Genomic DNA, 20,227 nt, shown 5'->3' with positions numbered 1-20,227 from the left:
CAGCCTGACGAACGGGAGATATCTTGAACAGGAAATCTGCATTCCTCTGTATCGCGCCGCTGTCCGCGGCGGCCATGCTCGCCGGCTGCGGCGGCGACGATTCGGTCAGCGCCGCGCCGACGCATATGAGCGCCGCGACGCCGGCCGCGATGACGCAGGCCTGCGACGCGCTCGCCGCGAAGCTCGCGTATGCGAACACGTCGTTCACGTCGGTGACGACCGCGGCCGCCGGCGCGCTGACGGTGGCCGGCAAGCCGATCGCCGAACACTGCGTGATCGAAGGGAAGATGAACGAGCGCGTGAGCGCGGTGGACGGCAAGACCTACGCGATCGGCTTCGAGATGCGCTTGCCGAAGGCGTGGAACGGCCGCTTCTTCTACCAGGCGAACGGCGGGTTCGACGGCAACGTGTTGACCGCGACCGGCGAAATCGGCGGCGGCGGGCCGTTGACCGACGCGCTGAACATGGGCTTCGCGGTGATCAGCTCGGATTCCGGGCACAGCGCCGCGCAGAATCCGCTGTTCGGCCTCGATCCGCAGGCGCGGCTCGACTACGGCTACGGTGCCGTCGACGCGCTCACGCCGATGGCGAAGCAGGTGATCCGGCTCGCGTACGGGAAGGCGCCGGATCGCAGCTATTTCGGCGGCTGCTCGAACGGCGGCCGTCACGCAATGGTCACGGCCGTGCGCAACGCGGGCGACTATGACGGGATCATCGCGGGCGATCCGGGCTTCCACCTGCCGAAGGCGGCGATCGGCGAGATATACGGCGCGCAGCAGTTCGCGAAGATCGCGTCGGCGACCGGGACGAACGGGCTGCCGGACATCCGCAGCGGCTTCACCGACGCGGAGCGCCGGTACGTCGGCGCGAGGATTCTCGACAAGTGCGATGCGCTCGACGGCACGACCGACGGGATGGTGCAGGACGTCGCCGCGTGCCAGGCGCACTTCAGTGTCGAAGCGGACGTCCCGACCTGCGCGAACGACACGCGCACCGGCGCCTGCCTGACCACCGCGCAGAAGAGCGCGCTCGAGAACGTGTTCGCGGGCGCGCGCAACAGCGCGGGCACGGCGCTCTATGCGAGCTTCCCGTACGATCCCGGCATGGCCGCCGGCGGCTGGGCCGCGTGGAAGCAGTCGAACTCGGTCACGCTCGACCCGGCCGCGCTGGCGTTCGTGTTCATGACGCCGCCCAAGACCGCCGCGACGCTCGCGAACCTCGCCGGCTTCGCGTTCGGCTTCGACATGGACAACGACGCGCCGGCGATCTTCGCGACGAGCGGCGTGTACACGCAATCCGCGTGGTCGTTCATGACGCCGCCCGACGAGACCAACCTGTCCGCGCTGAAGTCGCGCGGCGCGAAGCTGCTCGTCTATCACGGCACCGGCGACCCGGTGTTCTCGTTCAACGACACGAGCGACTGGTACGGCCGGCTCGCGCAGGCGAACGGCGGCGACGCGTCGGGCTTCGCGCGCTTCTATCCGGTGCCGGGCATGAACCATTGCTCGGGCGGGCCGGCGGCCGACCAGTTCGACATGCTGACGCCGCTCGTCGCGTGGGTCGAGCAGGGGCAGGCGCCCACGGCGATCGTCGCTGCCGCGCGCGACACGACGAACGCGGTGCCGAATGCCGACGTGCCGGCGTCGTGGGGGGCGGCACGCACGCGTCCGCTGTGCCCGTATCCGCAGGTCGCGCGCTACAACGGATCGGGCGACGTGAACTCGGCGGCGAGCTTCAGTTGCCGCTGACCGGGAGGGCGTGTGAATGTACCGATGTGCAGACGCATCGGTACATTCGCCGTTGCTCGCGGCGGATGTGGCGAGCGTGCTGGCCTGTCCGCACGGAAACGTCGATGAGCCGTGCATGACGATGGCGTTTGCCGCCGGACGCCGCATCCGGGGATACTATGGCGCTTTCTCGTCGGTGTGACGCGTCCTGACCGACGCGCCTCGCCTCGCCAGGTATCCTTCCTCTGATTCGACCATGCAAACCGTAGCGGTACTCGACTTCGAAACAACCGGGCTTTCTCCGAACATGGGGGACAGGGCGACCGAGATCGCCGTGATCCTTCTGCGCGACGGCGAGATCGTCGACCGTTACCAGAGCCTCATGAACGCGGGGCGCCGCATTCCGTCCGACGTCGTCGCGCTCACCGGGATCACCAACGAGATGATTGCATCGGCGCCGCCGGTGTCGAAGGTCATGAAGGAAGCCGCCGCGTTTGTCGGCAGCCATCCCGTCGTCGCGCACAACGCCGGTTTCGACAAGCGGTTCTGGCAGGCGGAGCTCGGGATGCTCGGCATGGCGGCCGAGCATGCGTTTGCCTGCACGCTGCTCGTCGCGCGGCGCATCTACCCGCACGCGCGAAGTCACCGCCTGTCGAGCCTCGCGGACATGCTGCGCCTGCCGCAGGCGGGCCGCGCTCACCGGGCGATGGTCGACGCGGAGATCGCGAGCCATCTGTGGTGCCGGTTGCAGCGCGACATCGGCGAGACCTACGGGCTGCGGCACGTCGATCACGGGCTCATGTCGCGCCTGCAGAAGACGAGCAAGGCGAAGGTCGCGACGTTTTTCGGGTCATTGGCCGCCGACGGGCGCTGACGTCACGCGTCGGGATCCACCGGCACCTCGAGCCCGACCTTCACGCGGCTCATGCTCACCAGCGTCTTGAACCGCTTCACGTTGTTGTTCGCGAAGAACAGCTCGCGCGTGAGCGCGTTGTACTGATCCATGTTGCGCACGGCGAGGATCAGCACGAAATCCCATTCCCCGGTCACGTAGTAGCACTGCTGGATCTGCGGGCAGCGCTCGAAAGTCCGCTTCATCGCGTCGAGCTGGTCGATCTGCTCGCTCTCGACCTCGACGTTCACGACGATCGTCAGCGGATGATCGACCTTCTCCGGCGCGACGACGGCCGTATAGCGCTCGATCACGCCGTCTTCCGCGAGCCGCCGCAGGCGGCGGTTCACGGCGGCGGTCGACAGGTTCACGCGGGCGCCGAGTTCGTTCTGCGGCGTGTTCGCGTCGCGCTGGACTTCCATCAGCAGCTTGCGATCGAACGCATCGAGTGGGGTGGGCATGATGGCGTGGCAACCTCGAAAGAATGAGAAATTTTTGCGTCCGGGCCGCCGATTTGGCGATTTTGTTGCCCGGCATGTGCAATATTATTTTTCGGACCGACGGCGAGCGCAACCCGTATGCGCACGCACCGCATCCATCGACGGGCCGCCCGCGCGGCCCTTATCCGGAGTCTTCCCGCCATGCTGATCGCCAATCCCCGCGCGTCGCGCACCGACTATCCCGACGCCCTGCACCGCGTCATGAACATCGCCGCGGCCGACGAGAGCGGCGCGTGGCTGTCGCACTGGCCGCTCGTCGGCGCCGCGCACACGCCGCTGCGCGCGCTGCCCGGCCTGGCCGCGCGGCTCGGCGTCGCGAGCGTCAGCGTGAAGGACGAGGCGTGCCGCTCGCCGCTCGGCAGCTTCAAGGCGCTCGGCGCGCCGATCGCGCTGATGCGGCTCGTGAAGCGGCTGCGGCGCAACGAGGCGCTCGATCCGCAGGGGCTCGTCACGGGCCGTTACGCGGCGTCGCTGGCCGATCTCACGGTGATCAGCGCGACCGACGGCAATCACGGCCGCGCACTGGCCGCGGCCGCGCGCGCGATCGGCTGCCGCTGCGTGATCGTGCTGCACGCGCATGTCGACGCGGAGCGCGAGCACGCGATCGCCGCGCACGGCGCACGGATCGTGCGGATCGCCGGCAACTACGACGAATCGGTCGTCCATGCCGCGCAGCTTGCGGACGCGAACGGCTGGCACGTGGTGTCGGATACATCGTACGACGGCTATGAAGCGATTCCGCGCGACGTGATGCAGGGCTACGGCGTGATCGCGGCCGAAGTGCTCGCGCAGCAGCCGGCGGGTGCCGACGGCCGGCCGTTCACGCACGTGTTCCTGCAGGGCGGCGTCGGCGGTCTCGCGGCCGGCATCGCGAGCTATCTTTGGGAGCATGCTGGCGCGCAGCGGCCGCATTTCATCGTCGTCGAGCCGCGCCAGGCCGACTGCCTGTACCAGAGCGCGCTCGCCGGGCGAGCGGCGAAGGCGACCGGCAGCGTCGACTCGGTGATGGCCGGGCTCGCGTGCGGCGAGGCGTCGCCGCTCGCATGGGATTTCCTCGAGCCGTGCATCGACCACTTCATGCTGATCGACGACGACGACGCGGTGCAGGCGATGCGCGCGCTCGCTGCCGGCAGCGAACGCGACGTGCCGTTCGTGTCTGGCGAATCGGGCGCGGCGGGCATCGCGGGGCTGACCGCGCTGATGCGCGACCCGGCGCTGGCGCGTGAGGCCGGGCTCGATGCGCATTCGCGGGTGCTGGCGATCAACACGGAAGGCGCGACCGCGCCGTCCGTCTACCGGCGCTGCGTCGGCGACACGGCCGATGCGGTGCTGGCGCGCCAGCGCGACTGGCTGAACCGCGCGGCCGCGATGGCCTGAGCGGACCGAACGACATGACGACCGACGAGGCAGGCACGATGGACACAATCGACGCGACGGAAGAAAGCACGCTGCAGGGGCGGCTGAAGACCTGGCGCCGGCATCTGCACCAGCACCCGGAGACGGGTTTCGAGGAAGTGAACACGTCGGACTACGTCGCGCGCATCCTGACGACGCTCGGGCTCGACGTGCATCGCGGGATCGGCGGCACCGGCCTCGTCGCGAACCTGACGGCCGGCACCGGCAAGCGCGCGATCGGCATCCGCGCGGACATGGACGCGCTGAACATCGTCGAGCACGCGCCGGGCCGCGAGCATGCGTCGCGCACGCCGGGCAAGATGCACGCGTGCGGGCACGACGGTCACATGTCGATGGTGCTCGGCGCCGCGCAACTGCTCGCCGAGCGCAAGGACTTCGACGGCACGGTGCGCTTCATCTTCCAGCCGGCCGAGGAGCATGGCCGCGGCGCGAAGGCGATGATGGCCGACGGCCTGTTCGAGCGCTTTCCGGTCGACGCGATCTTCGGCGCGCACAACATGCCGGGCATGCGCGCCGGCACGTTCTCGACGCGCGCGGGCGGCATCATGGCGAGCGAGGACAACTTCGTGATCCGGATCGACGGGCGCGGCACGCATGCGGCGCGCCCGCACATGGGCATCGATCCGATCGTGATCGGTTCGCAGATCGTGCTCGCGCTGCAGACGATCGTGTCGCGCAATCTCGACCCGGGCCAGCAGGCCGTGATCTCGTGCACGGAGTTCATCACCGACGGGCTGCGCAACGTGATTCCGTCGACGGTGACGATCAAGGGCGACACGCGCAGCTATGCGCGCGACGTGCAGGCGCTGCTGGAAACGCGGATGCGCGAGATCAGCGAAGGGATCTGCCGCACGCACGGCGCGACCTGCACGTTCGAGTACACGCACGAGTTCGCGCCGACGGTGAATTCCCCGGAATGGGTCGACACGGCCGTGCAGGCCGCCGCGCAGGTCGCGGGCGCCGACGCGGTGAACGCCGGCGTGCAGCCGATGATGATCTCGGAAGACTTCGGCGCGTTCCTGCAGGCGGTGCCGGGCAACTTCGTGTTCATCGGCAACGGCGAAGCGGCCGGGCGCGGCGGGGTGCCGCTGCACAACGCGGGCTACGATTTCAACGACGAGATCCTGCCGGTCGGCGCGCGCTATTTCGCGGAAGTGGCGCGGCGCGCGCTGAAGGCCGCGTAGCGGGCGGTGCGGCGCTCGCCTGCGCCGTGCCGCACCGCGCGTCGACACGTCACGCCAGTTCGCCCAGGCACGCGTCGAACTGCGCGACGAGCGTGTCGACGTCGTCGGCCGTGGTCTGCGGACAGACGAGCATCATGTTGTGGAACGGCGTGATCAGCACGCCGCGATTCAGCAGGTACAGATGCACGATGTGCTCGAGCTCGCTGTCGAGCTGCTCGCCCGCGATCGTGCCGTTGCGCGGCGGGGTCGGCGTGAACTGGAACTCGGTGCGCGCGCCGATGCGTGTCACGCACCACGGCAGACCGTGTTTCGCGATCGTCCGTTCGAGCCCGGTGGCGAGCCGCGCGGCCAGCCCGAACATGTGCGCATACGCGGCGTCGGTCGCGACTTCCGCGAGCGTCGCACGCATCGCATGCATCGCGAGCATGTTCGCGGTGAGCGTCGTGCCGATCCCGGAATGGCCGGGCGGCGCGTTCAGCTTGGCCAGCTTCGCCCGTTCCGCGAATTCGGCGCTGAACCCGTACACCGCGCACGGCACGCCGCCGGCGATCGGCTTGCCGACCACCAGCGCATCCGGTTCGAGACCGTGCGCGGCCGCGTAGCCGCCCGGGCCGCTGCTGATCGTGTGCGTTTCGTCGATCACGAGCAGCGTGCCGTAGCGGCGCGTCAGTGCGCGCGCCGCCTCCCAGAAGCCCGGCTCGGGCAGCACCATTCCGATATTCGTCATCGCGGGTTCGGCGAGCACGCACGCGACGTCGCCTTCCTTCAGCGCCGCTTCGAGCGCATCGAGATCGTTGAACTCGACGACGCGCGTGTTCGCGAGCAGGTTGCAGGCTTGCCCGAGCAGGCTGTCGCGCTGCACCGGGCGGCCGTCGACGAGATCGACGAACACGTCGTCGACCGTGCCGTGATAGCAGCCGTTGAACACGACGATCGTGTTGCGGCCGGTGGCCGCGCGTGCCCAGCGCAGCACGAAGCGGTTCGCGTCGCTCGCGCTCAGTGCGAATTGCCAGACCGGCAGCCTGAAGCGCCGCGCGAGTTCGCGCGACACCCACGCGGCGTCCTCGCTCGGCAGCATCGTCGTGTAGCCGCGCGTCGCCTGTTCGGCGAGCGCGCGCGCGACCGGTTCGGGCGCATGGCCGAACATCGCGCCCGTGTCGCCGAGGCAGAAGTCCGCGTAGCGGTGACCGTCGACGTCGGTGAAGGTCGCGCCGCGCGCTTCCTTCACGACCAGCGAGAACGGGGTCGACCAGTCCTGCATCCAGTGCAGCGGCACACCGAACAGCAAATGCTCGGCGGCTTCCGTGGACAACGCGCGGGAGGCCGGCATGGCGTCGGTGAAGGCACGGCACTCGCGATCGAACAGCGCGCGGGCGCGGATGAGGTCGACTCCGTGGCGGGTCTGCAATTGAGGCTCCTGGGACGGGTTTGAATGGGCGGCAGATGCCTCCGCCAGCTTGTCATATTCCATGCGCACGGTCGATTCGGGCTCGACCACGTGTCCGTCAGACCTGGAGTTTTTGCGCATAAAGATACGACAACATATGTCTTAATTTGGAAATCGTGGAGTGAGTGTGTGCTCACATAAGCGGCATGGAGTCAGAAAAAACAGGGTAAACGACAGATACATCCCCGGCTTCGATCGCATCTAGACTGCGCAATGTAGTACGACGACGTATGAATAGCGATCCGCCGTCCGGCGCATCGATCCCCCAACCACTGAAGGAGTGCCCATGGCCGCAAACCGTCGCCGTTCGTCTTCGTCTGTCCGATCGCCCGCGCCGCAGCGGGTATCGCGTCGCGACTTCATCGGCTGGACCGGCGCGCTCGCGGGCGGCGCCATGCTCGGCGGGCCGCTCGCGGCCACCCGCGCGTTCGCGGCCGGCACGCCGCCCCATGCGGCGGTCGACCTGATCTGGGGCGAGCATGGCGCGGCGGCGCGCATCGCGGCATCGCTCGCGCATGTGTCGCGCCTCGCGTTCCGCAGGCGCGACTTCGACGTCACGCACTACGGCGCCCGCGCATGCGCGACCGTCGCGCAGACATCGCCGTACCCGGCGGCGAAATCGCCGGTCAGCCCCGGTTCGGAACTGACGACCGCACCCGGCGCGTTCGACTCGCGCCCGGCGTTTCTCGCGGCGATCGACGCGTGCGTGCGCGAAGGCGGCGGCCGCGTGGTCGTGCCGCCCGGCAACTGGTATTGCGCGGGGCCGGTCGTGCTGCAGAGCAACGTGAATTTCCACCTGAGCGCGAACTGCACGATCTATTTCAGCCCGAACCCGGCCGACTATGCGAAGGACGGCCCGGTCGACTGCGGCGCGAACGGCCGCCTGTACTACAGCCGCTGGCAGGCGAACGACTGCCTGAACTACGGCGCGCCCGTCTACGCGCGCAACGCGACGAACATCGCGCTGACCGGCGAAGGGCCGACGTCGGTGCTGAACGGCCAGGCGATGACGCCGTTCTCCGGCTCCGGGAGCAGCAGCGTGTGCTGGTGGACCTACAAGGGGTCATCGGGTGCATACGGTGCCGGCGCGACGGTGCCGGCCCAGAACTACGCGAATCCGAACAACGTCGACCTGCGGATCGTCGCGCCCGCGATCCCCGACGCGCTTTATGCGCTGCTCACGTCGCCCGTCACGCCGTGGCAGCAGGACCAGAACTACCTGCCCGCGTTGTCCGAGGCCGGCGTGCCGGTCGAGAAGCGCATCTTCGGCCTCGGCCACTACCTGCGGCCGTGCATGGTCGAATTCATCGGCTGCACCAACGTGCTGATGGAGCACTACCAGACGCAGAACACGCCGTTCTGGCAGCACCATCCGACCGCCAGCCGCAACGTCGTGATCCGCGGCGTGACGACGAACAGCATCGGCCCGAACAACGACGGCTTCGACCCGGATGCGTGCACCGACGTGCTGTGCGAAGGCTGCACGTTCAACACCGGCGACGACTGCATCGCGATCAAGTCGGGCAAGGACCGCGACACCGAATACGGCCCGGCAAAGCGGCACCTGATCCGCAACTGCACGATGAACAGCGGGCACGGCGGCATCACGCTCGGCAGCGAGATGGGCGGCGGCGTCGAGCAGATCTACGCGACCAACCTGTCGATGCTGAACGCGAACTGGCAGACCAACCCGCTGAACATCGCGATTCGCGTGAAGACCAACATGAACCGCGGCGGCTACGTGAAGGACTTCCACGTGAAGGGTGTCACGCTGCCGAACGGCGTGAACCTGAAGGGCGGCGGCTACGGCAGCGCGCTGCTCGCGGGCAGCCCGATCAACGCGAGCGTGCCGCTTGGCGTTGTCACGCCCGCGGCCGGCAACCCGTCGGCCGCGCAGGGCGGCATCGTCACGTTCGACTGCGATTACCAGCCCGCGAACGACGCGGTGCGCACGCGGCCGCCGGTCGTGCGGAACGTGACGATCTCGGACGTGAAGGCGAGCAACGTGACGCTGAACGGCGTGACCGCGTCGTGCTTCCAGGCGATCGTCGCGCAGGGGCCGGTCGCGTTCGACTACAACGGCACGCCGCCGACGCCCGCCGTGCAGCCGATTTCCGGCGTGACGATCAGCAACTGCGACTTCGGCACGCCGGTCGCGTCGGGCACGCCGACCGTCACGTCGCCGGGGCCGATCTATGCGTTCAACGTGAACGCGATGACGCTGACGAACGTGACGATCGCCGGGCAGGCGGTCAATACGACGGTCACCGACCAGCGGTGATGCGGCTGGCGTGACGGCAGGGCGTTCGCGTGCGGTCGGTCGACGCACGCGAACGCGAACCGGCTGCGAACGCGCTACGTCAGCGTCTTGACCATGTGGTGTTCGTCGTAGAAGCGGCCGTCGACGAACAGTGAACGCGGTTCGGTGCCGAACCGGACGAACCCCTGCGATGCGTACAGCCGTTCCGCGGTGCCGTTGATTTCGTTCACGCACAGCACCAGTTGCCTGCACCGCCACGCTTGCGCCGCATGCGCGGTCGCACGGTCGAGCAGCGACTGCGCGATGCCGCGCCCGCGATACGCAGGGTCGACGAACACGCCCCAGATCGTCGCCTTGTGCGCGACCTTCGCCCGCGCATCGCGGCGCACGCCGGTGATGCCGACGAGCGTGTCGCCGTCGAACGCGCCGAACACGGCCTGCACGCCGGTCGGCGTGATGCGCGTCGCGAATTCGTCGACCGGGACGCCGGCCTCTTCGTCGCGGGTCGGCAGGAACGAGGTCGGCGACGTGTCGACCGCGCGCAGGCGCACGGACTGGAACTGCGCCGCATCGGCGGCGTCGAGCAGGCGGATCGTGATCATCGGGGTGCGATTGTCGTTGGTGCGCCGGGATATCGGAATCCGCGGCGCGCTGCGCGGCAGGGCATCGACAATGCTAAGCGGAAACGCACGCATTTGCTGGCTCGATCGCCACGCTGCATCGGCATCCGTGAAGCACGGCACCGATGTGCGAATGGTGCAGGCGATGGCGTGCGTGCAATCGACACGCGTGCGCGGTGCGTCGGTGATCGCGCGATCGGCGTCTGACGTGTGCAGTCGGAGACGAACCGGGCGCGGAGGTGCCGGCCGTCGCGTTCGATGCGAACGCGGGCGTGGACGGCGTGCGGAGGAGGGCGGTGACGCGCGATGCGCGACAAGCGTGCCGCGCTGACTGCAAGATGGAGATGAAGCGGCGCGCGTGCGCCGTGGCGCGGAAGCGGCCTGCAGCGTCGACCGGGCGCGATGCGCCCGATCAGGTCACGCGCACGCGATCCGGATCAATAACGCGACAGTTGATTGCCGTTGATCTGCACGCGATCGCCCGGGCGCAGGTCGCCCGGCGACTGCACGTCGAACGAGCGCGTCGAGCCGTCGCTGACCTGCACGTCGATCCGGTAGCTGCTCGGCGGTTGGGCCGCGCCCATCTGCTGGCCGATCTGGTTGCCGGCGACGGCACCGCCCAGCGCGCCGATCACGGTGGCCGCATCGCGGCCGTGGCCGCGGCCGAACTGGTTGCCCACCAGGCCGCCGACCAGCGCACCGACGACGGTGCCGGCGACGCCCGACGCGCCGACCGAGCCACTGACCGGCCGGATGTTCGCGACGGTGCCGTATTGCGTGCCGTAGCCGTTGCCGTACTGGCCGCCGTAAGGCTGCGGGTTGCCGTATTGGTCGTACTGCGGCGCCTGGTTCGGATACGCCGGTTGCTGCTGCACGTAGCCCGGTTGCGAATACGCGGGCTGTGCATAGCCGGGCGTCGCGTATTGCTGCTGCGGATAGCCCGGTTGCGCGCCGTAGTAGCCGGGCGCGACACAGGCGGTCAGCGGAAGCGCCGCCACGGCGACGAGCGTGGCGAACAGGACGGTCTTCGTGGAAGGCATGCGCATCATGATGTTTCCCTGCATCGGCAACGTGTCCGCCTACGGATTCCGGGACGGGTGGCGAACTCGGCGTGAGTATAAGGAATGGCCGGATGCGCGTCCGGTGCGGCCGGGTAACAACGTGTAAAGTCTGTTGCCGCGTAACTCGCCGCCCGGGCGGGGCGTCGAAGCCGGCGCCGGCGACGGCGCGACGCGGCCTCGGGGCGCCCGCAATCCGCTGAAGCGGCCGCTGCGCGGCCAGTGGCATTTTCGCGGTTCCGCCGTGATCCAGCCCCATCGCCGCGCCAGGCCGGGCGGCCCTGCGCACCACACATCGCGAAATCGAATGCGCGGCATCGCGACATTTAATTGGCCTCGGGCGGTGGCGTCCGATATCGTGGCCGGATTCCCAGCCTGCCCTGCCAACGGCCGCGCCGCGCCGGCCAAGGTTCGTTCCCCTGTCCGCGCCGGGGTCGCGCAGCGACCGCCCCACATTCCGAGTCATGACCGATCGTCTCTTCATCAACGCCGTCGATGCCGGCGGCCAGCCCATCAACCTCGTCGTCAGAGACGGCCGTTTCATCGCGATCGGCGCCGATCGCACCGCCGAGCCCGGCGCGGAAACGATCGATCTCGACGGCCGCGTCGTGCTGCCCGGCTTCGTCGACGGCCATATCCATCTCGACAAGAGCTTCGTCGGCGACCGCTGGGTGCCGCACGAACCGGTCGGCTCGCTGCGCGAGCGGCTCGCGGTCGAGAAGCGCCAGCTCGCGGCCGCGCCGCCGATCGTCGAGCGCGCGAATGCGCTGATCGCGCAGGCCGCCGCGTTCGGCACGATCGCGATGCGCAGCCACGTCGACGTCGACGCGACGACGGGCCTGTCGAACCTGCAGGCCGTGATGGCCGCGCGCGAACAGTGGCGCGGGATCGTCGACATCGAACTGGTCGCGTTCCCGCAGGCCGGCGTGGTGACGTGCCCGGGCACCGCCGCGATCCTCGATGCCGCCGTGCGCGAAGGCGCGGACGTGGTCGGCGGGATCGACCCGACGACGCTCGACGGCGACGCGGACGGCCAGCTCGACATCGTGTTCGGCATCGCCGAGACGCGCGGTGCGAAGATCGACATCCACCTGCACGAACCGGGCGAGACCGGCATCGCGCAACTGCTGCGGATCGCGGCGCGCACGCGCGCGGCGGGCCTCGGCGGCCGCGTGAACGTGAGCCATGCGTATGCGCTCGGCCAGGTCGGCCATGGCGACGTCGAGCGCGCGGCCGCAGCGCTCGCCGACGCCGGCGTGTCGATCCTGACGAATGCACCGGGCGACTGCGCGTTCCCGCCGGTGCAGCAACTGCGCGACGCGGGCGTGCACGTGTTCGCCGGCAACGACAACATTCGCGATGCGTGGTGGCCGTACGGCAACGGCGACATGCTGCAGCGCGCGATGATGGTCGGCTACCGCTCGGGCTTTCATACCGACGCAGCGCTCGGCATCGCGCTCGACATGGCGACGCACGCCGGCGCGCACGTGATCGGCAAGGACAACTATGGAATCGCGGTGGGTTGCGACGCGACCTTCGTCGCGGTACGCGCGCCGAATGCGGCGGCCGCCGTCGCGGGCGTGCCGGCCGAACGCTGGGTGTTCCGCCGCGGCGAAAGCGATACCGGCGCGCCGTTCGCGCCGGCGCTGCGCTTCACGCGATAACGACCTGATTGCCGTCACGGTGCGTGCATCGCGACGGACCTGCACTGACCGACCAAACCGGAACCGACATGACGAACCTGCTGATCCGCAACGTCCGCACGCACGCCGACGAAGCGCTCGACATCCTGATCGAAGACGAGCGCATCGCGCGCGTCGGCCCGTCGCTCGACGCGCCCCCCGGCTGCGCGATCGAGGACGGCGCGTGCGCGCTGGCACTGCCCGGCCTCGTCGAAGGTCACACGCACCTCGACAAGACCCACTGGGGGATGCCGTGGTATCGCAACGCGGTGGGGCCGCGCCTCGTCGACCGCATCGAGAACGAGCGCCACTACCGCGCGACGAGCGGCCACGATGCGGGTGCCGCGTCGCTCGCGCTGTCGCGCGCGTTCCTCGCGGCCGGCACGACGCGCATCCGCACGCACGTCGACGTCGACACCGAGGCCGGGCTGCGGCATCTGCACGGCGTGCTCGCGACGCGCGAGACGCTGCGCGGCCAGGTGGACATCCAGATCGTCGCGTTTCCGCAGTCGGGCGTGCTCAAGCGGCCCGGCACCGCCGCGCTGCTGTCCGACGCGCTCGGCGCGGGCGCCGACCTGCTCGGCGGCCTTGACCCGTGCGCGATCGAAGGCGATCCGGTTGAGGCGGTGGACGTGCTGTTCGGCGTCGCCGAGCGCCACGGCCGCGGGCTCGACCTGCACCTGCACGAGCGCGGGTCGATGGGCGCGTACTCGCTCGACCTGATCCTGCAGCGCACGGCCGCGCTCGGCATGCAGGGCAAGGTCACGATCAGCCACGGCTTCTGCCTCGGCGACATCGCCGACCGTGAGCGCGACGCGCTGCTCGCGCGGATGGCCGAACTCGGCGTCGCGATCGTCACGACCGCGCCGGCCGCGGTGCCGGTGCCGTCGGTCGCCGCCTGCCGCGCGGCCGGCGTGACCGTCATCGGCGGCAACGACGGCGTGCGCGATACGTGGACGCCGTACGGTTCGCCCGACATGCTGGAGCGCGCGATGCTGATCGGCATGCGCAACGATTTCCGCCGCGACGACGCGCTCGAAGTCGCGCTCGACTGCGTGACGCACGGCGCGGCGCGCGGTTGCGGCTTCGCCGACTACGGTCTGGAGGCGGGCAAGCGTGCGGACGTCGTGCTCGTCGATGCACTGACGTTCGCCGAGGCCGTCGTCGCGCGGCCGACGCGGCGGCTTGTCGTGTCGTCGGGGAAGATCGTCGCGCGCAACGGCGCGCTGGTCTGATCTGAGCGCCGCATCGCGCCGGCTGCGCTCATTCCCGCTCGTGCTCGAGCAGCGCCGCGAGCGCTTTCGTCAGCTCGCTGACCATCGGATCGGCCGTCGGCCGATGCAGGATCGCGATGTCCATGTTCTCGATCGGCGCGAAGCCGCCGTGCTCCTCGGTCAGCACCACGTGGTCGTCGGTCACCACGCGCGCGGGCAGCACGCTGATGCCGAGCCCGTCCGCGACGGCCGCCTGGATACCGCTCAGGCTCGACGTCGTGAAGCTGATCCGCCAGCGGCGGCCGCGCTCCTCGATCGCCTTGATCATGTCGTCGCGATAGAGCCCGCGCGGCGGAAACACGACGATCGGCACCGGATCGAGCTCGATCGTCGGATGCTGCGCGCTGTCGATCCAGCGCAGCTTCTCCGGCCAGCGCACCACCGCTTCGCGGCTGTCGCGCCGCTGCTTGATCAGCACGAGATCGAGCTCGCCGCGATCGTAGGCCGCGCAGATGTCGCGGCTCAGCCCGCACATCACTTCGAGCTTCACCTGCGGGTGATCGCGCTTGAACGCGGCGAGCGCATGGGTCGTGCGGCCCGCCGCGAAATCGTCGGGCACGCCGAGCCGGATCGTCAGCGCGACGGTTGCGCCCGACAGCGCTTCCAGCATCTCGTCGTTCAGCGCGATCATGCGCCGCGCGTAGCTGAGCACCGTCACGCCGGCGTCGGTCGGCCGCACGTCGCGCGTGCCGCGGTCGAGCAGGCGATGCCCGGCGATCTCCTCCAGCCGCCGCACCTTCTGGCTGACCGTCGACTGCGTCGAATGCAGGCGCGCGGACGCGGTCGTGAAGCTGCCGCAGTCGGCGACCATCACGAGCGCGCGCAACAGGTCGAGGTCGAACAAAGGTCTATTCATTTCTGCACTTTTATGAATTCGAGCATTTCATTTCCAAATGCGTGCGACGACTTTTAACATGGCCGGAGGCCGCGGGCAATCGCGGTTTCGCCGGACCCGGCGCGGCTGCGCGGGCGCACATGCAAGGACGGCACCGGATGAGGTTCAAATGGATGGCGATCGTCGGCTCGTTTGCGTTGACGACGCTTGCCAGGCCGTCGCGGCCGCCGACGGCGGCGCGCTCGAAGGGCGGCTGCGCAGCACGAACCGGTATCGCGGCACCGCGCTGATTCCGGCGGCCGAGCGCGGCCACGTCGACACGGTGCGCACGCCGATCCATGCGGGTGTGGACGTCGATCACGTGAACCAGCTCGGCTGGAGCGCGCTGCTGGAGGCGATCATGCTCGGCGACAGCAGCGGGCGCTATGTGCGGATCGTGCAGTTGCTGGTCGATGCGACGGCGAACGTGAACCGGCCGATTCGAACGGCGAGACGCCCCTGCAGCATGCGCGCAGCCGCGGGTATGCGCCGATCGAGCGGATTCTGGTGGCGGCGGGAGGGCGGTAGGGTTAGCGGCGGCGCGAGGTGTGCGCGGGGCTGGCAGCGGGAAGCTGCCGGAGGAACTCGCCGGCCAGATTCACGCAGTAGTCGAACGACGGCGTATAGCCGAGCGTCCGGATATCGTCGAAGCGCGACTGCACGAACGCACGCCGCTCGTTGAGCAGACTCAGGAAGGTATCGCGATGGCGAACGAGAAATGCACTTGCCTCCATCAAGCTCTCCGGTTCCCGCTCGATGACCAGACAGAGATCGAACAGGTCACGCGCAGCGGGCCGATCTCCGCGATGCCACATTTTCCTGGCCACGATTTCCGCTGAAGTCTCGACCTTGACGACGTGGGTCCATCAGCGTCCACTCGTCGTAACCGGGGGACATCAGGTTTCGGGAGACCACGAAGTCGATTTCGCCGTCGGGCAACACCAGTTTCACGAAACCGGCGTGCTCCTCGTACTCGGTCGTGAGGTCGGATGCGGCGTCGCTGATGCGCGGGTTCACGTACCCGAGATACTGCGGATCGGGTACGAAGATGTCGATGTCCTTACTGACACGATGTCCGTGACGCAGCATGAGGACGGTGCCGCCGCCGAATGTCCAGAACGGACGGGATGTGCCGTGCTTCCGTATCGCGTCGACGAGCGTCAGCGCTTGACGGAAAAGGCCCTGCCACGGGCCGTCGGGCAAATCGGCTGGTGCAATCATGCCCATACCTCCCGGTATAGATGAAGATTCTTCGACCATGCGGCAAGGTTTTTCCAGATAGCGCGAAGCGGCGTGCCGGAGCGTTCGGCAGCTTCTTCGGCGGCCTTCACCACCACCGGCAACGGTACCTCGTCGAGGATGACGGAGATCTGCGATTCGTATCCTGCCGGAATCTGTCCCGTGGTCAACGCGTCGGCCAGCAGTCGCTCGGTCAATTCGCCCTTGTAGCTGACGTTTGAGCTCACAACGGCTTTGTATAGACCACTTTGGGCCTGTCGCGGTTGCGCCAGGAGTTCGATGCCGAGCACGCTGAGCAAAGGGATCAGCTTGTTGATTCCAAGATCCCTGATCTTGCCGGTTTCAAGCTGGTTTACCGTGAGGCGAGACAAACCGGCGAGTTTTGCAAGCTGGGCCTGTGTGAGGTCGAGTTCGGCCCTCCGTTTTGCAACGGCCTGTCCGATTTCATAGAGTTGCATGTTGACCTCCCGGGGCAGGATCATCGCGCATGAATGTAAAGTATATCTTACATCCCCGCGATGCTCGTCGCCAGCCATGGTCGTCGATGCGGTATAGGCTGCATGAGCTGTGCAGGCGGAAAGGTATCGGGAGAGGCTATGGTCGGCCGCGTTGTATCGATATCCTCTTCCGGCGGATATCCGCAAAAACGCATTCTGTGGCAGCCAAGCATCACGCCGGGTAAACGCTCGAAATTTCAGGAGAATTCTGCGCTGACGGCGATTGTCGGGCCGTCGATCCAGCTTTTTTCCCAGATTTCACCCTCCCGCTCCCGCTACTTCGTTTCGCCGCCATTTCCCCCGCTTGCGCTCGAGAATTGAGTGGTCTAGACTGCATCGCAGTTTCAGCGCAGTCCAGTCTTTCGCGTACCGTGCCGGGCCTGCCGGCACGACGCTCCCCAACGGACGCCCGGCGCTTGCCCGCCACGTCGAGACCACCAGGACACACCATGAACCGCACTGCAAAGCTCGTCGCATCCGCGCTGGCGTTCGCGCCGCTCGTCTCGTTCGCGCAGGACACGGCGACGATCCGCTGGGGCATCGATCCCACCTATCCGCCGTTCGAGGCGAAGCAGCCCGACGGCTCGCTCGCCGGCTTCGACATCGACCTGCGCAATGCGATCTGCGAGCAGCTGCGCGCGAAGTGCGCATGGGTCGAGCAGGGCTTCGACGGAATGATTCCGGCACTGCGCGCGCGCAAGTTCGACGTGATCATGTCCGCAATGACGGCCACCGACGAGCGGCTCAAGCAGATCGACTTCTCGAACAAGCTGTATGCGTCGCCGGGCGCGCTCGTCGCGCCGGCCGGCTCGATGCTGCTGCCGACGGCCGCGTCACTCGCCGGCAAGCGGGTCGGGATCGACCAGGGCACCACGCAAGAGGCGTACGCGAAGGCCGAATGGGCGACCAAGGGCGTGACGATCGTGTCGTACCAGAACCAGGACCAGGTGTATCAGGACCTGGTGAACGGCCGTCTCGACGCGACCTTCCAGGACAAGACGCAGGCCGGCTACGCGTTCCTGAAGACGCCGCGCGGCAAGGGCTACGCATTCGCGGGCCCCGATGTGACCGACGTGCGCATCACCGGCTACGGCGTCGCGATGGGCGTGCGCAAGGGCGATGCCGACATGAAGAGGCGGCTGAACGACGCGATCGCCGCGATCCGCGCGAACGGCACGTACCGGAAGATCGCCGCGAAATACTTCGACTTCGACATCTACGGCGCCAAGCAGCTGACGTCCGCACCGTGACCCGATGATCCCGTGACGCATTCAATCGACAGGCAAGCCATGACGAGTATCCAGGACCGCGTCGCGAAAGCCGTGACGCCCGAACTGATCGCCGCCTTCCGCGACGAAGGCGCGGTGTGCATCAAGGGCATCTTCTCGCCCGACGAAGTGGCCGCGCTGCGTGCCGGCATCGACGCGAACCTCGCGCAGCCGAGCGAGCGCGCGAAGGTCGCGAGCCGGCCCGACGATCCGGGCTGGTTCTTCGAGGACTTCTGCAACTGGCGGCACAACGGCGCATACCGCGACTTCATCGTGCGAACGCCCGCGCCATCGGTGGCCGCCGCGCTGATGGGCACGCGCACGGTGCGGCTGCATCACGACCACCTGCTCGTGAAGGAGCCCGGCACGCGGCAGCGCACGCCGTGGCACCAGGACCAGCCGTACTACAACATCGAAGGCGACGACAACGTCAGCATGTGGATTCCGGTCGATCCGGTGCCGCTCGAATCGACGCTGGAATTCGTCGCGGGGTCGCACCTCGGGCCGTGGCTGATGCCGCGCACGTTCATGGACAAGGAGGCGAAGTGGTTTCCGGAAGGCAGCCTCGCCGACCTGCCCGACATCGAGGCCGACCGTTCCGCGTTCCCGATCCGCCACTGGGCGCTCGAGCCGGGCGACATGGTGTGCTTCCGGATGCTGACGCTGCACGCGTCGGGCGGCACGCGGAACCGCCGGCGCGCGTTCTCGATCCGCTTCGTCGGCGACGACATCCGGCACGCGCCGCGCCGCTGGAAGACGTCGCCCGATTTCCCGGGGCTGGCCGACGAACTGCCGGACGGCGCGCCGCTCGAGCATGCGCTGTTTCCGGTCGTGTGGTCGCGCGACGCGGGGCAGGTCGCGGCGATCTGAGCGGCGTAGAACGACGACATCACGCAGGACCACGCGCGCGGCGGCCGTTTCGCGATGAAGCGGCCGCCGCGCGTGGTCGTGTTCAGGTGTCGAAGCGGGTTCAGGTCGGGTGACGCCCGGCGCCGGGCTTGAAGCGCGAGCCGAGCCGGTAGCGGTTGCCCGGATGCAGGAAGTGCACGAACGTGACGGGCAGCCCGTTCGTCCAGGTGCGGCGCGTGAGCGTGAGGCACGGCTCGTCGGCGCGCATGTCGAGCAGCCGCGCCTGTTCGCCGGTCGGCAGCGACGCATCGACGACGTGCTCGATCTCCAGTTCGTCGTGCGACACGTTGTTGAACAGGTACTCGGACGGCGGCTCGGCCTGGAAGTCCTGATCGATGAAATCGGGTGCGGCGGCCGGGTTCACGTAGCGATCCTCGAGCTGGATCGGGCGGCCGTTTTCCTCGTGCACGCACACCACGTGAAAGACCGGCGTGTTGACCGCCAGCCCGAACGCGGCCGCGACGTCGAACGACGCGGGCTCGCGCGACTGGCTGAGCACGCGGCAGCGATATTCGTGCCCGCGCGCGCGGATCTCGTCGCGGATATGCGCGATCATCAGCAGGTTCGACTGCGGCTTCACTTCGGCGACGAAGGTGCCGACGCCCGCGATGCGCTTCAGCACGCCTTCCTCGGTCAGCTCGCGCAGCGCGCGGTTGACCGTCATGCGCGCGACGCCGAATTGCGCGGCGAGATCGAGTTCGGACGGAATGCGGTCCCCGGGGCGCCAGTCGCCCGCATCGACATGCTGGCGCACGAGCGCCTTGATCTGCTGGAACGGTGCGGTGGCCTTTGTGACCATCGAAGGATCCTTGCGCGAAGAGGTGACGAGGCTAGTCGTCGTGACTGACGATGACCAGGATCTCCGCCTGCGCGGTGCCGAGGCTGCGCGTGCGGTGCGGGATGAGTGCGTTGAAATAGACTGAATCGCCGGTCTTGAGTTGCACGGTCTCGTTCGGAAATTCGATTTCGATGCGCCCCTTGTGCACGAACAGGAATTCCTCGCCTTCATGCTCGCGGAACGTCGACGCGACGAATTCGTGCGGCGGGCGCACGACGAACGGCAGCATCTTCTTCGGCGCGACGCCGGCCGCGATGCTCTCGAAGCGGTGCGCGTGGCTGTCGGCCGCCGCACCCATCGCCGTGCGCTCGCCGGCGCGCGTGACCGTGATCAGCTCGCGGTTGCGGCTTTCCGAGAACAGCTGCTCGACGTCGACGTTCAGCGCCTTCGACAGCTTCAACGCGACCGCGATAGACGGTACGCTCAGGCCGCGCTCGACTTTCGACAGGTAGCTCTTGGTCAGGCCGGTCTCGTCGGCCAGCACATCGAGCGTCCAGCCTTTCTGTTTTCTGAGCAGCTTCAGGCGAATCGTCATGGGGCGC

At 68.3% G+C, this 20,227-nt stretch carries 21 protein-coding genes and 1 pseudogene; 11 read left to right on the top strand and 11 right to left on the bottom strand.

What is annotated here, in order from left to right; genetic code table 11:
• The first annotated feature begins 23 nt into the window (after window positions 1-23).
• Complete coding sequence (locus tag DIE22_RS19880) at window positions 24-1,748, top strand: tannase/feruloyl esterase family alpha/beta hydrolase (RefSeq protein WP_124605942.1); 1,725 nt, start codon at window positions 24-26, stop codon at window positions 1,746-1,748.
• Window positions 1,749-1,983: 235 nt separating this feature from the next.
• The gene (locus DIE22_RS19875; protein WP_124498729.1) at window positions 1,984-2,601 is read left to right on the top strand and encodes a PolC-type DNA polymerase III; all 618 of its coding nucleotides are present in this window, start codon (window positions 1,984-1,986) and stop codon (window positions 2,599-2,601) included.
• 2 nt (window positions 2,602-2,603) lie between these two features.
• On the opposite strand, the gene DIE22_RS19870 is transcribed toward DIE22_RS19875, so the two are convergent.
• Complete coding sequence (locus DIE22_RS19870) at window positions 2,604-3,080, bottom strand: Lrp/AsnC family transcriptional regulator (RefSeq protein WP_124498728.1); 477 nt, start codon at window positions 3,078-3,080, stop codon at window positions 2,604-2,606.
• A 180-nt stretch (window positions 3,081-3,260) separates the two neighbouring features.
• On the opposite strand from DIE22_RS19870, the gene DIE22_RS19865 reads away from it, so the two are divergent.
• Together DIE22_RS19865 and DIE22_RS19860 are read left to right on the top strand one after the other, a co-directional pair.
• A complete protein-coding gene (locus DIE22_RS19865; RefSeq protein WP_124605941.1) occupies window positions 3,261-4,496 on the top strand; it encodes a diaminopropionate ammonia-lyase in 1,236 nt (411 codons plus the stop codon).
• A gap of 38 nt (window positions 4,497-4,534) precedes the next feature.
• Window positions 4,535-5,719 (top strand): M20 aminoacylase family protein, encoded by a 1,185-nt coding sequence (locus DIE22_RS19860; protein WP_124498791.1) that lies wholly within the window; start codon window positions 4,535-4,537, stop codon window positions 5,717-5,719.
• A 49-nt stretch (window positions 5,720-5,768) separates the two neighbouring features.
• On the opposite strand, the gene DIE22_RS19855 is transcribed toward DIE22_RS19860, so the two are convergent.
• A complete protein-coding gene (locus DIE22_RS19855; protein WP_124605940.1) occupies window positions 5,769-7,127 on the bottom strand; it encodes an aspartate aminotransferase family protein in 1,359 nt (452 codons plus the stop codon).
• A gap of 325 nt (window positions 7,128-7,452) precedes the next feature.
• Here DIE22_RS19855 and DIE22_RS19850 point away from each other — a divergent pair, with 325 nt between their 5' ends.
• A complete protein-coding gene (locus DIE22_RS19850; protein WP_124605939.1) occupies window positions 7,453-9,447 on the top strand; it encodes a glycosyl hydrolase family 28 protein in 1,995 nt (664 codons plus the stop codon).
• Window positions 9,448-9,521: 74 nt separating this feature from the next.
• On the opposite strand, the gene DIE22_RS19845 is transcribed toward DIE22_RS19850, so the two are convergent.
• Complete coding sequence (locus DIE22_RS19845) at window positions 9,522-10,028, bottom strand: GNAT family N-acetyltransferase (RefSeq protein ID WP_124605938.1); 507 nt, start codon at window positions 10,026-10,028, stop codon at window positions 9,522-9,524.
• Window positions 10,029-10,483: 455 nt separating this feature from the next.
• Entirely contained in the window at window positions 10,484-11,095 is a 612-nt protein-coding gene (locus DIE22_RS19840) for a glycine zipper 2TM domain-containing protein (RefSeq protein ID WP_124498723.1), read from the bottom strand.
• Window positions 11,096-11,568: 473 nt separating this feature from the next.
• Between DIE22_RS19840 and DIE22_RS19830 the strand changes: the two genes are divergently transcribed.
• Together DIE22_RS19830 and DIE22_RS19825 are read left to right on the top strand one after the other, a co-directional pair.
• Entirely contained in the window at window positions 11,569-12,768 is a 1,200-nt protein-coding gene (locus DIE22_RS19830) for an amidohydrolase family protein (protein ID WP_124605936.1), read from the top strand.
• A 68-nt stretch (window positions 12,769-12,836) separates the two neighbouring features.
• Entirely contained in the window at window positions 12,837-14,021 is a 1,185-nt protein-coding gene (locus DIE22_RS19825; RefSeq protein WP_124605935.1) for an amidohydrolase family protein, read from the top strand.
• Window positions 14,022-14,049: 28 nt separating this feature from the next.
• On the opposite strand, the gene DIE22_RS19820 is transcribed toward DIE22_RS19825, so the two are convergent.
• A complete protein-coding gene (locus tag DIE22_RS19820; RefSeq protein ID WP_124498719.1) occupies window positions 14,050-14,916 on the bottom strand; it encodes a LysR family transcriptional regulator in 867 nt (288 codons plus the stop codon).
• A 10-nt stretch (window positions 14,917-14,926) separates the two neighbouring features.
• On the bottom strand, window positions 14,927-15,256 hold the full coding sequence (locus DIE22_RS38285) for a hypothetical protein (protein WP_185640652.1): 330 nt from the start codon (window positions 15,254-15,256) through the stop codon (window positions 14,927-14,929).
• Here DIE22_RS38285 and DIE22_RS38905 point away from each other — a divergent pair.
• A pseudogene (locus DIE22_RS38905) lies at window positions 15,149-15,462 on the top strand (ankyrin repeat domain-containing protein); the annotation flags it as partial. The gene DIE22_RS38285 and the pseudogene DIE22_RS38905 sit on opposite strands and share 108 nt — an antisense overlap.
• A gap of 2 nt (window positions 15,463-15,464) precedes the next feature.
• Here DIE22_RS38905 and DIE22_RS38900 read toward each other — a convergent pair.
• The 3 genes from DIE22_RS38900 to DIE22_RS19805 are packed head-to-tail and all read right to left on the bottom strand — an operon-like array spanning window position 15,465 to window position 16,631.
• On the bottom strand, window positions 15,465-15,749 hold the full coding sequence (locus tag DIE22_RS38900; RefSeq protein ID WP_260426732.1) for a nucleotidyl transferase AbiEii/AbiGii toxin family protein: 285 nt from the start codon (window positions 15,747-15,749) through the stop codon (window positions 15,465-15,467).
• Window positions 15,715-16,155, bottom strand: a complete 441-nt coding sequence (locus DIE22_RS38895; RefSeq protein ID WP_260426731.1) for a nucleotidyl transferase AbiEii/AbiGii toxin family protein — start codon at window positions 16,153-16,155, stop codon at window positions 15,715-15,717. Before DIE22_RS38895 ends, DIE22_RS38900 begins: the two co-directional genes overlap by 35 nt.
• Window positions 16,152-16,631 carry a helix-turn-helix domain-containing protein gene (locus DIE22_RS19805; protein ID WP_124498717.1) on the bottom strand — a complete coding sequence of 160 codons (480 nt, stop codon included), beginning with the start codon at window positions 16,629-16,631 and terminating at the stop codon, window positions 16,152-16,154. Before DIE22_RS19805 ends, DIE22_RS38895 begins: the two co-directional genes overlap by 4 nt.
• A gap of 138 nt (window positions 16,632-16,769) precedes the next feature.
• Between DIE22_RS19805 and DIE22_RS19800 the strand changes: the two genes are divergently transcribed.
• The 3 genes from DIE22_RS19800 to DIE22_RS19790 all read left to right on the top strand — a co-directional run bounded on the left by DIE22_RS19800 (window position 16,770) and on the right by DIE22_RS19790 (window position 18,808).
• Window positions 16,770-16,991 carry a hypothetical protein gene (locus tag DIE22_RS19800; protein ID WP_124605934.1) on the top strand — a complete coding sequence of 74 codons (222 nt, stop codon included), beginning with the start codon at window positions 16,770-16,772 and terminating at the stop codon, window positions 16,989-16,991.
• A gap of 128 nt (window positions 16,992-17,119) precedes the next feature.
• Window positions 17,120-17,920: an ABC transporter substrate-binding protein gene (locus DIE22_RS19795; RefSeq protein ID WP_124605933.1), complete on the top strand. Its 801-nt coding sequence runs from the start codon at window positions 17,120-17,122 to the stop codon at window positions 17,918-17,920.
• Window positions 17,921-17,959: 39 nt separating this feature from the next.
• Window positions 17,960-18,808, top strand: coding sequence for a phytanoyl-CoA dioxygenase family protein (locus tag DIE22_RS19790; RefSeq protein ID WP_124498714.1), 849 nt, complete (start codon window positions 17,960-17,962; stop codon window positions 18,806-18,808).
• A gap of 100 nt (window positions 18,809-18,908) precedes the next feature.
• Here the strand turns inward: DIE22_RS19790 and hutC are convergent, their stop codons facing one another.
• Together hutC and DIE22_RS19780 are read right to left on the bottom strand one after the other, a co-directional pair.
• Window positions 18,909-19,646 (bottom strand): histidine utilization repressor, encoded by a 738-nt coding sequence (hutC, locus tag DIE22_RS19785; RefSeq protein ID WP_124605932.1) that lies wholly within the window; start codon window positions 19,644-19,646, stop codon window positions 18,909-18,911.
• A gap of 31 nt (window positions 19,647-19,677) precedes the next feature.
• Window positions 19,678-20,220, bottom strand: coding sequence for a helix-turn-helix domain-containing protein (locus tag DIE22_RS19780; protein WP_124605931.1), 543 nt, complete (start codon window positions 20,218-20,220; stop codon window positions 19,678-19,680).
• Window positions 20,221-20,227 lie beyond the last annotated feature (7 nt).

It is taken from the genome of Burkholderia sp. Bp9142, from assembly GCF_003853415.1.
GTDB lineage: Bacteria > Pseudomonadota > Gammaproteobacteria > Burkholderiales > Burkholderiaceae > Burkholderia.
The sequence above is the reverse complement of the archived record's forward strand: the minus strand, read 5'-3'. Positions and strand labels throughout refer to the sequence as shown.

Excerpts from the sequence above, each read along its gene's own strand:
- DIE22_RS19825 (WP_124605935.1), top strand. The coding sequence starts at position 12,837 with ATGACGAACCTGCTGATCCGCAACGTCCGCACGCACGCCGACGAAGCG.
- DIE22_RS19780 (WP_124605931.1), bottom strand. The coding sequence starts at position 20,220 with ATGACGATTCGCCTGAAGCTGCTCAGAAAACAGAAAGGCTGGACGCTC.
- DIE22_RS19800 (WP_124605934.1), top strand. The coding sequence starts at position 16,770 with ATGGTCGGCCGCGTTGTATCGATATCCTCTTCCGGCGGATATCCGCAA.
- DIE22_RS19795 (WP_124605933.1), top strand. The coding sequence starts at position 17,120 with ATGAACCGCACTGCAAAGCTCGTCGCATCCGCGCTGGCGTTCGCGCCG.
- DIE22_RS19875 (WP_124498729.1), top strand. The coding sequence starts at position 1,984 with ATGCAAACCGTAGCGGTACTCGACTTCGAAACAACCGGGCTTTCTCCG.
- DIE22_RS19840 (WP_124498723.1), bottom strand. The coding sequence starts at position 11,095 with ATGATGCGCATGCCTTCCACGAAGACCGTCCTGTTCGCCACGCTCGTC.
- DIE22_RS19845 (WP_124605938.1), bottom strand. The coding sequence starts at position 10,028 with ATGATCACGATCCGCCTGCTCGACGCCGCCGATGCGGCGCAGTTCCAG.
- DIE22_RS19805 (WP_124498717.1), bottom strand. The coding sequence starts at position 16,631 with ATGCAACTCTATGAAATCGGACAGGCCGTTGCAAAACGGAGGGCCGAA.
- DIE22_RS19865 (WP_124605941.1), top strand. The coding sequence starts at position 3,261 with ATGCTGATCGCCAATCCCCGCGCGTCGCGCACCGACTATCCCGACGCC.
- DIE22_RS19850 (WP_124605939.1), top strand. The coding sequence starts at position 7,453 with ATGGCCGCAAACCGTCGCCGTTCGTCTTCGTCTGTCCGATCGCCCGCG.
- DIE22_RS19860 (WP_124498791.1), top strand. The coding sequence starts at position 4,535 with ATGGACACAATCGACGCGACGGAAGAAAGCACGCTGCAGGGGCGGCTG.
- DIE22_RS19830 (WP_124605936.1), top strand. The coding sequence starts at position 11,569 with ATGACCGATCGTCTCTTCATCAACGCCGTCGATGCCGGCGGCCAGCCC.
- DIE22_RS19820 (WP_124498719.1), bottom strand. The coding sequence starts at position 14,916 with ATGAATAGACCTTTGTTCGACCTCGACCTGTTGCGCGCGCTCGTGATG.
- DIE22_RS38895 (WP_260426731.1), bottom strand. The coding sequence starts at position 16,155 with ATGATTGCACCAGCCGATTTGCCCGACGGCCCGTGGCAGGGCCTTTTC.
- hutC (WP_124605932.1), bottom strand. The coding sequence starts at position 19,646 with ATGGTCACAAAGGCCACCGCACCGTTCCAGCAGATCAAGGCGCTCGTG.
- DIE22_RS19790 (WP_124498714.1), top strand. The coding sequence starts at position 17,960 with ATGACGAGTATCCAGGACCGCGTCGCGAAAGCCGTGACGCCCGAACTG.
- DIE22_RS19870 (WP_124498728.1), bottom strand. The coding sequence starts at position 3,080 with ATGCCCACCCCACTCGATGCGTTCGATCGCAAGCTGCTGATGGAAGTC.
- DIE22_RS38900 (WP_260426732.1), bottom strand. The coding sequence starts at position 15,749 with ATGTGGCATCGCGGAGATCGGCCCGCTGCGCGTGACCTGTTCGATCTC.